This window comes from Candidatus Villigracilis sp. (genome assembly GCF_057083605.1).
In genome coordinates this window covers 102,511-116,615 of record NZ_JBXMTI010000016.1, presented here as the reverse complement: position 1 = coordinate 116,615, position 14,105 = coordinate 102,511, and the positions used below count along the sequence as shown (strand labels likewise).

Sequence of the window (14,105 nt, the reverse complement as noted above, 5' to 3'; positions counted from 1 at the left end):
TTTCAGGCACGAAGCATCTCGCAACTGTCTTTTGAGACCCTTCAGTCGCTGAAAAGCGCTCCTTCAGGGTGACACAAACCTCTGCCACGAATTACACGAATTATCGCGGATTGTTTTTAGAAAATTTGTGTAAATCCGTGACATCCGTGTTGAAAAATGCCCCTGACCTTCTTGTTTCACGCAGTAACTTAAGCGATCATCCCTCCAATAACATAAAGCTCGGCTCTTCGATCATCTGCTTGATGTGAACCAAAAACTGGACTGCCTCTTTCCCATCCACGATGCGATGGTCATAACTCAGCGCCACATACATCATCGGGCGGATGACCACCTGGCCATTCAACGCGATTGGCCGTTCCTCGATCTTGTGCAAACCGAGGATACCAACCTGTGGGGGATTCAAGATCGGTGTGCTGAGCAGCGAGCCAAACACGCCGCCATTTGTGATCGTAAACGTTCCGCCTCGCAAATCCTCGATTGATAATTTACCTTGTTCCGTTTTCTCAACATAATCCTTGATCCGCTTTTCGATCTCGGCAAATGAAAGTGCCTCGGCCTCACGGATGACCGGCACAACCAACCCCTCATCCGAACTGACCGCCATGCCAATGTCAAAATAATGTTTGAGCACGATCTCATCGCCTTGAATTTCCGCGTTCAATCTTGGAAATGCCTTGAGTGCGCTGATCGCGGCTTTCACAAAGAAAGACATGAAGCCCAACTTCACGCCATATCGTTTTTGAAATTCTTCATTGCGCCGCTTGCGGAGATCCATTACGGCAGTCATGTCCACTTCATTGAATGTGGTCAGCATGGCTGTGCCTTGTTGAGCTTCCAACAATCGCTGGGCGATGGTCCGCCGCCTGCGTGACATGCGGGAACGTTCTTCGAGTCGTTGCGATGGAGCCGCGCTTGCGGATTGTTCAACCTGTACTTGAGGTTCGCTTTTTGGCTTTTCCGATACAGCTATCGCTTCTTCTGACGGCGCCTCTTCCTCCGCCGCTTCCTGCTTCTGCGTTCCTTCGGTTTTTTCCTGTTCCTGAAGATACTGCTCCACGTCAGTCTTGGTCACCCGCCCTTCGGCGCCCGTCCCCGCTATTTGACTGACATCCACTTTGTTCTCGCGCGCGAGGTGCGCCGCAACCGGAGTAACCTGAGGCGCTGTCTTTCGTTCCGCCTCTTTTCCATTTGAACGCCCGGCCTCCTGCTTTTCTTCAACTTTTTGAGGCTTGGGTTTCTCTTCGGCTGGAGTTGCTTGCGCAGGTTTCCCATTTTCATCGATCATCCCTAGAACATCGCCAACTTTAACATCTCCGCCCTCTGCCACGTTGATCTTCGCGAGCACGCCGGGGCTTTTGGCTCCCACCTCCAGGTTGACTTTGTCGGTCTCCAACTCAACCAATACATCGCCCACTCTTACAGCATCGCCTTCCTTTTTAAGCCAGCGGGAAACTGTGGCATCCAGGACCGACTCGCCCAATTCGGGTACTAGAATTTTTACAGCCATTTCAACCTCTCTCTTTGACCACACTTTTAATGCGCGTCTTCTTTTCGAAATCAAATGCCTGTTCGATCAATTCCTGTTGATTGATCCGATACAAAGTTGTGGAACCTTCCGCGGGACTGGAGCTTTCCGGCCTGCCAATATAATGAAGCGACAGGTCATTTCCGATCAATTCACGCAGGCGCGGGCGCAGATAATTCCAGGCGCCCATGTTCGATGGCTCCTCCTGTACCCACAGCACACGTTCGAAATTTCGATAACCGGTAATCAGTTCCTGTATCTCCTCTTTCGGGAATGGGTAAAGCTGTTCGACCCGTGCAATCGCATCATCTCCGTTTTCCTTACGCTTGTCACTGCTGACCAAGTCAACGTAGATGCGGCCGCTACAGAGGATCAGGTTCTTTACGTCCTTTGCTTTCCCGGGCAGGCCTGAATCATCGATGACAGGTTGCCAGTTTCCTTCGGTCAACTGATCGAAGACCGAGGCGGTGAGTGGATGCCTTAACAATCCTTTGGGAGTAAAGACCACCAGAGGTAGAGGGTCGGTTTTCAAGAGCAGAGCCTGCCTTCGCAGGAGATGAAAATACTGTGCTGCTGTCGAAGGGTAGGCGATGCGTACATTTGTTTCAGCCGCCAATCCAAGGAATCGTTCGATGCGGCCGCTTGAATGGTCTGGTCCCATGCCTTCGTTCCCGTGCGGGAGTAATAAAACCAGTGAAGGCGTGAATCCCCATTTGGCACGGCCCGAGAGTAGGAATTCATCGATCATGATCTGGGCAATGTTGATGAAATCTCCGTATTGCGCTTCCCATAAAACCAATCGCTCCGGTGCCTGGACGTTGTAACCAATCTCAAACCCCACCGCGCCCGCCTCGCTCAATGGGCTATTGACCACTTCAAAAGAAGCTTTTGCTTGAGGCATAGATTGCATCGGAATAAAGCTTTGGTTCGTTTCCACATCATAGAATGCGGCATGACGCTGGCTGAAAGTTCCGCGTACGCTGTCTTCACCGGTCAAGCGGATGGGGATGCCATCTTCGAGGATCGAAGCGAAGGCCAATTCCTCTGCAGCGGCCCAGTCGATCTTTCCATTTTTAGAATCCTCAAAAAGTTTGCGTCTTCTATCGACCGATTTCTCCAGCTTGGGATTGAGATGAAAATTTTCAGGGAACTGCATGAGCGATGAATTGAGTTCTTTCAATCGCTTTAGAGTGATTGCTGTTTTTGATTTTTGTGCTGCACCGCGCGGAGGCGTTCGGGGGATGGGCTCACTGAGTGAACCTTCTTCATCCAGTTTGTCATTCAGGTCTTGCAGGGCTTTTATATGGGTTTCAAACAACTCATCGACTTTTGTTGAATCGATCAGACCCTTCTCCACCAAACGGGAAGCCCAGAGTTTTCTCACCGAAGGGTGATGGTCTATTTTCTGATACATAAGCGGCTGGGTAAAACGCGGTTCATCTCCCTCGTTGTGACCATAACGCCTGTAGCCGATCAGGTTGATCACAAAGTCCTTGTGGAATTTTTGTCGATATGCAAATGCAGTGCGGGCTGCTTCCAGGCAGGCGTGTGGGTCATCTGCATTGACGTGCAGGATGGGTACTTCAAATCCCTTTGCGAGGTCACTGGCGTGCAAACTGCTACGTGACTCGTTTTCTGTCGCGGTATAGCCCAATCTATTATTGGTAATGATATGCAGGCTGCCGCTGGTTGAATAACCTGTCAGACGGGAAAAGTTGAAAGTCTCAGAAACAATTCCCTGTCCGGGAAAAGAGGCATCGCCGTGAATCAGGATCGGAAGCGAAGCGTTGTCAAAATATTTGGGCGCGCCCGGAACATCCACTTTTGTATTGGCGGCTCTTGCCATGCCTTGAATGACCGGGTCGATATGTTCCAAATGACTGGGGTTGGCCGGGATGCGAATGACCAGATCGATCCCTTTGTCCTGGGTGGGCGATTTGTATCCGCCCATGTGGTACTTCACATCCCCGGTCCATCCGAGTTCATCCCAGGTTGTTGCCCGGCCCTTGGGATCCCTGAATTCAGCGAGGATCTGATCATAGGGTTTGTGCAAAACATGCGCCAGCACATTCAAGCGTCCGCGATGTGCCATGCCGATCAGAATGGCGCAGATGCGCGCGCGCTGCCGACTCAACGATTTCATCCAACATGGGGATGAGCAGGTCCACACCTTCGATGGAGAAGCGCGTCTTGCCTGGGTATTGACGATGGAGAAAAAGTTCGAAGGCCTCCACCTGGGTCAGGCGTTCCAATAATTTTTTCTCATCAATCGTTTGTTGAGGATCTCGAAAGCGGCCAGACTCGGCGGCCTGATATAACCAATTCCGTTCTGCCGGGTTGCGGATATGCCCGTAATCGTAACCAATTTTTTGGGAATAAATGGAGCGCAGAGCTGCGATGGCCTGGTATGCGTTCTCTTTAGGATCTTCCCCGGAGATGTTCACAATGCTGGCAGGCAGACCGATCAGAACATCTTCACGCAGTTGATGAAACTCCAAAGAAAGCAGCGGATCATCGTTGGCGGGAGTGCCGAGCGGATCAAGGTCGGCGGCTAAATATCCATGTGAACGAATCGCTTGTGCAAGATTTATCGCCCCCACCAATCCCTGCAGATCGGCCTCCAACAAGCCTGCCGACTTCTTTTGCTCGAAGTATTTGCGGGTTGCCTCGTCAACAGTTTCAGGATGCTCCCGATACTGCTCGTAGAGTTCCAAAACGTATCCGAGGTTGGGGCCATGGAAATCTTTTTCCAATGTCATGCTTTGTCCTATGGCTTGTGTAAGATGCTTTTTTTGTTCGCTAATCCACGCTAATCTGCGCGAATTTAAGATCGAACCGTCCGAGTTAAAAAATGCCTGGGGATGGAGTCAGGATGCGGTCGGGGTCGAAGTGCTGCTTTGCTTCCAAAAATTGCTCCCAGTATGGATCATAATGCTGTTGCCAATCTGCTTGTGTTAGCGGAATCGAGCCAATGGGATAAAGCCTGCCGCCCAATTCCCGCGTGCGCTCATATAACTTGAAGTTCTGATCGATCATTCGTTTCGCGGCATTGGGGTCGGGAATTGTGTTCAGAAGATTCAGCAGGAAAGCCACTGGTTCGTTGGGGAGGCGAAACAAAGGGCGGGTACAAAGCTCAGTATTGAATGGAAAGAATTCGATTGGGAAATCTGTTTCCATCTCTGAAGGGTTGAGCATGGCGAGGATCTCTGTTGCGAATTCGTCGGTGGTGGAATCTGGCATGAAGACATTGAACCAGGGATGGGGAATGTTAATGCGCCCATTGGCCCTCAACTCTGCGATATGCTGCGAACCGAGATCGGCACGCTCGAAAAATGGGAAGATGTTCACGCGTTCAAATCCATGGATGTGATGCAAGCCAGCACATAAAATATTTTTATCGGGTTGCGCTGGGGGGGTGAAATTAAGACCTGCTTGTGTGTAATAAATCCATTTGCCAGAGGAGGATGGTGTGACATAACTTGATATTCTGTCAAAGCGACCTTCAGCCATCACGAAACGCTGGTCTGCCAGCATGGTTGATAAATCTTTATAGAACAATTGCATAAAGAATGTATGAGTCTCGGCTGAAATCAAACGAAGAGTAGCGCGCAGGATGATCGCACATTGACCAAGCCCCGCCAATACAGCTTCGAATAACTGCGGCATATGTGTGGCCGAGCAGGTTTCGATACGGCCCTCACCTGTTACAACTTTCAGTTCCAAAACATTATCCACTTGCGCGCCATAAAGGAAACTTCCGCCATCGATGCCGCCCACAGAAAGTGTGCCGCCCACGGATAGCACGGTGTTATGAGTCAATACGAGAGGTTTCAATCCGCGCTCGAGCGTAGCCGCGAGTACTTCACGCCAGGTCATCCCCGCGCTGACCTCCACCCAATCATCACCGAAAAGTGGAGGCTCATGAAGTGTGTTCATCTTAATCACAATGCCGCCCTCTACTTGTGATTGCCCAAAGGATGTATATCCGCCGCCACGCGGCACGACCTTGATTCCATGTTCGCGCGCGAAGTTGATGATATTGACGATGTCGGAATATGAACCAGGCTCCAGCACAGCGATTGGCAGGTAGTGGCGCAAGTGGCCGAAATCATCTGCAATCAGATAAAGGGATTCTGGATCAACCAGGAGTCTGCCGTCGAGGGGTGGGATGTGCGCCACCGATCCGCCCTTGCCCTCGCTTCTCCATAATCTGTTAGCTGTATCAAATCCAATCGCATTTGCCTCGCCCATGCTTAATCCTCCTAAAAAATACCGGGCCCGGGCGTTAGAACGTTATCAGGATCGAAGCGGCGCTTGGCTTTCTCGAATTGTTCCCAGTGAGGGTTGAAGTGCCCCTGCCAATCCTCGCGGGTCAACGGGATGGCAGTGATGGCATAATGTTTGCTGCCCATCTCTCGTGAATGCTCGAAGAAACGGCGGTTGCGTTCAATCACTTTTTTTGCCTGATCCTGGTTGGAATACGTGCTCATGATATCCAACAAGAAAGCAATCGGTTCATCGGGAAGCCTGAACAGCGGACGTTTGCATAACTCGGTGTAGAACGGATAGAACTCGATTGGAAAATCCGCTTCGAGTTCTCGCGGGTCTATATTGGCGAGCACCTCAGCCCCAAACTCATCCACAGCGGAATCAGGGATGAATGTGTCAAACCAGGGATGAGGGTGATTGATGCGGCCATTGGCTATCAGTTCGGCTAAATGTCCCGAGCCGCGATCTGCACAATCAAAATAGGGATCAACGTAGACCCGTTCAAAGCCGCGATGATGATTCAGTCCGGTTAGTAGTGCTTCCCGATCTGGCTGGGCGGGGGCTGTGAAATTACATCCCAATTGCATGAAGTATTGCCAGCCTCCAGCGGGGGAAGGCAACAGATGCGCAGAGACGCGGTCAAAGCGTCCATCCACGATCAGCCAGCGTTCCTCTGCCAGCATGGTTGGAAGGTCGCGATAAAGCAATTGAAAAAAGAGAGTATGGGTTGGGGCGGGAATCAGTTTTAAAGTTGCGCGCACGATGATGCCGCATTGCCCCTGCCCGGCCAGCATCGCATTGAAAAGCTCGGGCAATTGCGTATCCGAACATCTTTCGAGTTTGCCTTCACCCGTGGCAACCAGCAACTCCAGCACATTATCCACTTGCGACCCATAACGATAACTTCCGCCATCGATACCGCCGACAGATAAAGTGCCGCCAACCGACAAGCCCAAATTATGAGTCAACACCGGCGGTTTCAACCCGTGTTCGAGAGTCACGGCCAGCACCTGACGCCAGGTCATACCCGCACTCACCTCCACCCAATCCTCACCGAAAATTGGAGGTTGATAGAACGCGCCCATTTTGACAACGATGCCTCCCTCCACTAGTGACTGCCCAAAAGTATTGTGCCCTGAACCGCGAGGACCGATCTTAATTCCCTGCTCGCGTGCAAAGCCGATCATTTGGATAATATCCTTGTTCGACCCCGGTTCGAGCACAGCAATCGGCTGGCGATGCCGCAAGTGACCGAAGTCCTCAGCCACCGAGTTGAGCGACGCTTCATCAATAAGCAAAGCCCCGCTCAGTTCTGGAATTTGAACTGCTGACCGCTCCCCGGCCTGGGTCACCCACGATTTGTTTTGCCTATCAAAAGCAAGTGCCATAACATCTTTCATCGCAAGCTCCTTGAAAATAATCAGTTAATCATAATTGCCTTATAAATTTTGGCTGTGCGGCGACTTGAGCAGGAAGAATGAATAATCCCGAAGGGATGGTAGGGTGATAGAAAATTTGAAATGTGAATTCAAATCCCAAAGGGATGACATGATTTTTGTGCAATCATGACACCCCTTCGGGGTTGAACACCATAAATCTCATTGTCTATAATCATTTGACCCCTTCGGGGTCTCAGGATATTTGCATAAGATGAATGAGTAATGAAACACATTCTAAAAAATGCCTGGTCCCGGAGTCAAAATATGATTGGGGTCAAAGCGGCGTTTGGCATTCACGAACTGATCCCAGTGTGGGCCAAAGTGTTCCTGCCAGTCCTGTTTTGAGAAAGGCAATGAGTTGATTGGGTATTGTTTTCCACCCAACTCGCGGCCTCGCTCAAAGAATTGGCGGTAGCGGTCGATCATCTCTTTCGCCTTCTCGTGATCTGGAAGTGTGCCCATTAAATGAAAGAGGAAGACAGAGCGCTGCTCGGGCAGCCTCAGCAGGGGGCGAGTGCAGAGCGATGTATCCAATAAAAAGAATGTGACTGGGAAATCAATGCCTATGTCGGCTGGCATTAGGGTCGCAAAGGTATCAGCCAGGAATTGGTCAATGACGGATTCGGGGAGAAAGATATTCAGCCAGGGATGCGGCAACTGGACCTCGCCGCTGGTTCTTATGTCGGTAAAGTGTGGGTTGCGAACCACGCAGTCATAATAAGAGAGGGTGTATATCTTTTCAAAACCACGGATGTGACGCAACTGCGCTGGAAGCAATTCCTTGCCCGGTGAATCAGGCGGCCTGAAGTTGTGTTCCGCCTGGATGTAATAAGTCCATCTTCCGCTGACGGATGGACGGATACAGCCGGAGATGCGGTCAAATTTTCCGCTGGCAATCAATAAGCGCTGATCGGCCAACATGGTGAAAAGATCTGAGTAAAGTATTTCGAATATGCGGGCTTGAGGCTGAGCGGGGATCAATTTCAATGTGACACGCAGGATAATGCCGCATTGACCCTGCCCGGCAAGGACTGCGTTAAAAAGTTCAGGCAGGTGCGAGGCTGAACATCTCTCTAACTTTCCCTCACCAGTTACGACCTGTAACTCAAGAACGTTATCCACCTGCGCGCCATAGCGAAAGCTTCCACCATCAATACCGCCAAAAGAAAGTGTGCCGCCTACGGTAAGCTCCAAGTCATTGGTTAATACTGGAGGTCTTAGTCCATGCTCAAGCGTGATAGCCAGCACTTCACTCCAACTCATCCCCGCGCTGACCTCAACCCAGTCCGGGCCGAAGATGGGCGGCTGGATAAAGGTGTTCATCTTGATGACGATTCCGCCCTCCACCTGTGATTGACCGTAGACACTAAAGCCCCAGCCACGTGCTCCGATTTTGATTCCCTGCTCGCGTGCAAAGTTAATTATCTTTATTACATCATCGTTCGATTTTGGTTCAAGCACAGCGATGGGTCTGAGATGGCGCAGATGTCCGAAATCATCCGCAGCCTCTTCAAGGGATGCATCGTCGATCAGCAAGCGGCCATCCAATTCTGGGATGCGGATGGTTGACAGCCCGTTCGCCTCCGTGACCCATGACCTGCTCACCGCGTCAAACCCGAATGTGTTCATCTGATTCATTGTTAAGCCTTTTGCTTAGAAAATACCCGGTCCTGGTGACAGGATGAAATCGGGATCGAAGCGTTGTTTGGCGTTCGCGAATTGTTCCCAGTAAGAGTCGTAGTGTTCCTGCCAATCCTCTTTGGTCAATGGCATGGCACTGACGGGGAGGTGTTTACCACCGACCCCACGCGCCTGATCGAAAAACTGACGGTTACGCTTGACCATTTGTTCGGCAGCCTCCTGGGTTGGCATGGTCGTCATCAAATTCCAAAGACAGGCAGCAGGTTCATCGGGCAGCCTCAATAGCGGACGAGTGCATGTTTTGGTATTGATAAAGAAAAACGAGATTGGAAAGTCAATGCCAATTTCGGATGGTCTCATTGTTCCAAACGTATCGGCCAGATATTGATTGGCGCGCGAATCGGGTACGAAAACATCCAGCCAGGGATGAGGCAATTTGATTCGGCCATCAGCTTTCAGGGCGGCCTGACGCGGGTTGTTCGCCACGAAGTCAAAATAAGGCAGGCTGTATATCCGCTCGAAGCCGCGCAGATGATTCAATCCTTTCGGAAGGAAATCTTTATCGGGCATATCATCTGGCGCGCAATTGTGATCGGCTTGAATGTAATAACGCCATCCGCCTGTGGCCGAAGGCATCACGTAAGCGGAGATACGATCAATTCGCCCATCGGCAACCAACAAGCGTTCATCGTTTAACATTGTGATGAGGTCTGGATATAGCAATTCAAAAATGCGCGCGTGAGTATGAGCAGGGATCAGGCGCAGAGTGGCTCGCAGAATCACCGCGCATTGACCAAGCCCGGCAAGAACCGCATTGAAAAGCTCAGGAAGTTGAGTTGCTGAACAAGTCTCCAGCTTTCCTTCGCCAGTGACCACCAATAATTCCAGCACGTTATCCACTTGCGCGCCGTGACGATAACTGCCGCCGTCCATGCCGCCGACTGAAAGCGTGCCACCCACTGAAAGCTCTACATTGTGAGTTAAGACGGGCGGCCTCAAGCCGCGCTCGAGGGTGAGTGCCAGCACATCGCTCCAGGTTAGCCCCGCGCTGACGTTGACCCAATCCGCGCCGAAGATGGGGGGCTGGTGGAAGGCTTCCATTTTGATGACGATGCCGCCATCCGCTTGCGATTGACCAAAGACACTGCTGCCCCGGCCTCGAACGCCGATCTTAATTCCCTGCTCGCGCGCAAAGTTTATGATTCGAATCACATCTTCGCTTGTGCGGGGTTCGAGTACTGCTATTGGCTTGTAGTTACGGATATGACCGAAATCCTGCCCGGCAGCGCTCAGTGATTCTTCATCAACCAGTAGATTGCCATCCAATGAGGGAATGCGAACTGTTGACCCTCCTGCCGCTTCTTTCACCCATGATCGGCTTGCCCGGTCAAACCCAATTGCGACTGCTTGTGTCATGACCAATCTCCTCTAAAACCAAAGTCTTAACGCAAAGACGCCAGGACGCAAAGTAATCTAAGGTTTTGGCGTAAAATTTACGACTTTTTTACAACATCTCGGCGACTTTATGCCGCGCACTCACCGTGTTATTCCATTAATCCGCGAATTCTGGCATCACTTTGTCGGCAAATAGGCGCATGGAAGTCATGATCTTTTCATGAGGGATGCCGCCTGGCCCGAAGATGAACATGAAGTAATCAAGGTGATGTTCATCGCGCAGACATTGAATCCGCTCGATGCACTCTTTGGGTGAACCAATGATGCCCAGCTTATTAATGAACTCTTCAACAGCCAGTTCGTAATTGGCGATTAGTGGCGGTCGGCCCGGGTTATTGTCCACGTACCAGCGTGCGGGGACGCGCATTTCCTCGCGGGCGCGGTTACCATCTTCGTGCAGATACACCATGCGCGCCAGACTCATGGATGGAGAGTCGCTCCCTGAATACTCACTGCGGTACAGTTCAAGGTTTTGTTTCAGGCTATCTCCAGTAAAGGTATGCAGGAGAGGATAACCATTCTGTGCGGCGAAACGGATCATGGCTGGATTTCCAAACGTTGCCACCCATAAAGGCGGATGAGGAGATTGCAACGGCTTTGGAGCGACGCGGATTTTCTCCGCATCAATGAAATTTCCGTGATAGTCGAATTCATCATTCAACCATGCCATCTTCAACAGATCATGCGCCTCATAGAAGCGGGCTTCGCTTTCACTAGATTCCATCCCGAAGGCTTTGTAATTTTGTTTTGCGTGCCCCTTACCGATGCCAAGCTCTAATCGTCCTTCAGATAATTGATCCACCAAAGCGGCTTGTTCAGCGATCGATAGCGGGTTATGGATGGAAAGCACCACCACGCTCGTCCCCAGGCGAATGCGTTTTGTCACTCCTGCCAGGTGAGCTAAAAGTGTCAGCGGGTCCGGGCAAACGCCGAAGTTATTGAAATGCTGTTCGGTGAGCCATACAGAATGAAAGCCAAGCGCCTCCGCCAATTGAACCTGTTCAATCGTCTGGCGGAATATGCGGCCATCTGGTTCGGTACCGTGCCGTGATTGCAACAATCCAATCGCAAATTTCATGGTTTATCATCCTGGCCCCAGGGGCCTGTTTTCAGGAATTGATAAGTCTTTGTACCATCTGTCTCGCGAGTCGCCATGATCTGGTTCATGCGATTAAGTTTCTCTGCCAGGCTGGTAGCCATTTGAACGAGCACTCCCGGGTGACGGAATGCCATGGGCCTGAGGTCTGCTCCCTTGAATACATAACATTCGGAGGGGCGCACAGCTCGAACCGTGGCGGTGGCGGCATCGTTTGTAACAAAAGAGAATTCGCCAAATAAATTCCCGGGCTTGATCAAGCCCACATGCCTGGCCTCGCCCTTGGCCTTTTCCTGAACTGTGATTTCCAGCAACCCATCCACCAGGATAAAAATGTCGGTATTCTTTTCGCCCATCCACAGGATCGGCTCTCCGCTATCCAGTTTCAAACGGTACATGCGATGGATCAGCCAAAGTTGTAGTTCCACGGGCAGCGGGCGCAGCATAGACATGCGCTCCAGAATTTCGAGCCTATCCAGTGTGTTGATAATATCTTCATCGTTACCGCCCGACCTGAAATAATTCCACAACCTCTTATCCGTATCTGTTGGCAATAATTTGTGGGGCTGCAATAACATGGTGCCTGAATCTTTGGAAAGGAATTGAGGAAATAATTTTCTCAGATCAGGAGGGCAGACCAGTTCTAAAAGATTCAGCGGATCAGCCTCATGTTCATTCCACATTTCCAGCAATTGCGTCAGGTCAGATTCAACTTGCCCGCCTGGAACATTCAGGGTTGTAATTTCCATGCGCCTGAGCAAGGCACTGCGATACCGTTTGTAAAAATAACGCCGGCCCAATTCTGGTTTGGCCGGGATGGTTTGATAAGCGCGATATAAGGCCTGTATCTCGACGCGATCCAAAACAGAGGAGGGATCCAGCTCGTCCACCAGCTTAGGCTTGAGTCCCAGTCCCGTAACGGCGAACTCATCTACATAATCGGACTTTTTACTGAGGAAGTCGAAATACATCCAGCCAAAATGACTGTAAATGTAGCGCGCCGCATCCTTTGTATATTGCTCATTCAAGTCATTAATTACCTCGCCCCGCTGTTCGATACGGCTTACCGCAGTATCCGATAATTGTCCGCTGGCGCGCAGGAGATCATCAATATCAATCGAAAAAATAGTCCGTATCATTTCAATGTTATCGAGAGTGCTGTCACCGATCTGGTCGGTCACGTTCAGGGCATGAACGATATCACGGTATGAATCGAGAGCGATATCCTTCATTTCTATTTTCTCGCCCAGCTTCGCTATGGTCTTGGTCAGCACCTCGCGCACCCTCTGCTTTAATTCTGGCGGCATCTTTCGTTTGATGAGCGCCATGGCAAGCTGGTTGGCGAACTGTTCCTCCAGCCAGAGATTCTCCTTCTCGAACTGGTGGTAGCGGTGCCGCAGGGAATGTCCTATTTCATGGGCAACGATGCGGGGCAGCAACAGGTTTAATAATTCCAAAATTTCGGCATCCGACTCGGTGCCAAACATGGATTTTATGAACAGCAAATACAACTTTCCGACACCGCCCTTCAAGCTTGGCAGTGCCAGATAGATTTGACCATCAGTCAGGTTGTAATAACTATTCATGCCCGGAGATCGACGCAGCTCCATGTTTGGGTCTGGTTCGATTCCATATGAGCGCAGCACCTGCAGATATTCCGTGAAATAGCTCTGCGCAGTGGCAAACAGATTCTCAAACGCCAGTTCTTCGGCGGATTCCGGTTGCGCCACGTTTAGGTCAGTCATAGCTATTGCTCCTGCTCAATTGGCGCACCAATTCAAGGGCCGAGCGAAGCGTCTCCCGGCGTGAATAAAGCTCCCGTTCACGAAAATCCAAATAGGAAAAAACTTCCTGCGAAACAAAAGTCATCTTGCGCAAGCCCTGCATCCAACCATTCAACTGCTCAAAGCCCCAATCCAAACCCTCGCGCGCGAGCCAACCGACTACAGGCTCATCAACATTTTTTTGTCTTCCAGCCTCGGATAGAAAATAAGTTACCGCTCCCAAATTGAGATCCTGCTGCCAGTCAAACAGATCTTCGCGGAATAAATGCCAGCAGCCAAATAGATCGATCCACTCATCCCATAAAGAAATTAATTCGGGATGTTGATACTGATAACAGACCGCCGCCACGCTGATCTTGGCCGCGCAAACTTTATGCCCGACCAGACTCGTAAAGGTTCGTTCATCAGTATCTGTGAGGTGACCATCAGCCGCGGTCACATCACAAAACTCAGCCCAGGTATGTTCGAAGTACTCCCAGAACGGATGCCCGACCTTGAAATACTTGTGATATTCATTGTGAAATTGATTGACGAAATACCCCGCTGCGGGAAGCAATTTATATTCCACTGTTGCATGCCCATCCATTACATTATCAACCAGCCGAATATAATAATAAAGACTCGCGTTTGAAAAAATTAGATCGGATTGAAAATTTGCAGTGCATTCACCTTTTAGCTGCCGCTCCAACCACCACGGAAGCAGCATCAATGGAAACGCAACAGGGTGTAAAAAATAATCGGCGGGTTCATTACCCCCGGCCAATGTTTTTATCCAGCTTTGCACATTTGCGCCAACAAGAGGCAAATCCTGTTCAAGGCGCTCGTAAACACGCCCCACACCAATTCTCATTAATTCCTTGAACTCTGGATCATGCACGATAACTGACCTCTTTACT

At 50.6% G+C, this 14,105-nt stretch carries 10 protein-coding genes; all 10 read right to left on the bottom strand.

Annotated elements, in window-relative coordinates; all coding sequences use genetic code 11:
- Nucleotides 1–196 precede the first annotated feature (196 nt).
- Nucleotides 197–1,507, bottom strand: coding sequence for a 2-oxoglutarate dehydrogenase complex dihydrolipoyllysine-residue succinyltransferase (gene odhB / locus AC14M5_RS03500; RefSeq protein ID WP_484028245.1), 1,311 nt, complete (start codon nucleotides 1,505–1,507; stop codon nucleotides 197–199).
- Nucleotide 1,508: 1 nt separating this feature from the next.
- On the bottom strand, nucleotides 1,509–3,659 hold the full coding sequence (locus AC14M5_RS03495) for a 2-oxoglutarate dehydrogenase E1 component (RefSeq protein ID WP_484028244.1): 2,151 nt from the start codon (nucleotides 3,657–3,659) through the stop codon (nucleotides 1,509–1,511).
- The gene (locus tag AC14M5_RS03490) at nucleotides 3,562–4,284 is read right to left on the bottom strand and encodes a hypothetical protein (protein WP_484028243.1); all 723 of its coding nucleotides are present in this window, start codon (nucleotides 4,282–4,284) and stop codon (nucleotides 3,562–3,564) included. The genes AC14M5_RS03495 and AC14M5_RS03490 overlap by 98 nt, the downstream gene beginning before the upstream one ends.
- Nucleotides 4,285–4,369: 85 nt before the next feature.
- Entirely contained in the window at nucleotides 4,370–5,776 is a 1,407-nt protein-coding gene (locus tag AC14M5_RS03485) for an FAD-binding protein (RefSeq protein ID WP_484028242.1), read from the bottom strand.
- A gap of 11 nt (nucleotides 5,777–5,787) precedes the next feature.
- A complete protein-coding gene (locus AC14M5_RS03480) occupies nucleotides 5,788–7,194 on the bottom strand; it encodes an FAD-binding protein (protein WP_484028241.1) in 1,407 nt (468 codons plus the stop codon).
- Between the two features lie 273 nt (nucleotides 7,195–7,467).
- Entirely contained in the window at nucleotides 7,468–8,871 is a 1,404-nt protein-coding gene (locus AC14M5_RS03475; protein ID WP_484028240.1) for an FAD-binding protein, read from the bottom strand.
- Between the two features lie 15 nt (nucleotides 8,872–8,886).
- Nucleotides 8,887–10,290: an FAD-binding protein gene (locus AC14M5_RS03470; protein ID WP_484028239.1), complete on the bottom strand. Its 1,404-nt coding sequence runs from the start codon at nucleotides 10,288–10,290 to the stop codon at nucleotides 8,887–8,889.
- A gap of 136 nt (nucleotides 10,291–10,426) precedes the next feature.
- The gene (locus AC14M5_RS03465) at nucleotides 10,427–11,407 is read right to left on the bottom strand and encodes an LLM class flavin-dependent oxidoreductase (RefSeq protein ID WP_484028238.1); all 981 of its coding nucleotides are present in this window, start codon (nucleotides 11,405–11,407) and stop codon (nucleotides 10,427–10,429) included.
- Entirely contained in the window at nucleotides 11,404–13,170 is a 1,767-nt protein-coding gene (locus AC14M5_RS03460; protein WP_484028237.1) for a cyclic nucleotide-binding domain-containing protein, read from the bottom strand. Before AC14M5_RS03460 ends, AC14M5_RS03465 begins: the two co-directional genes overlap by 4 nt.
- Nucleotides 13,163–14,086 carry a hypothetical protein gene (locus tag AC14M5_RS03455; protein WP_484028236.1) on the bottom strand — a complete coding sequence of 308 codons (924 nt, stop codon included), beginning with the start codon at nucleotides 14,084–14,086 and terminating at the stop codon, nucleotides 13,163–13,165. The genes AC14M5_RS03460 and AC14M5_RS03455 overlap by 8 nt, the downstream gene beginning before the upstream one ends.
- Between the last annotated feature and the right edge of the window lie 19 nt (nucleotides 14,087–14,105).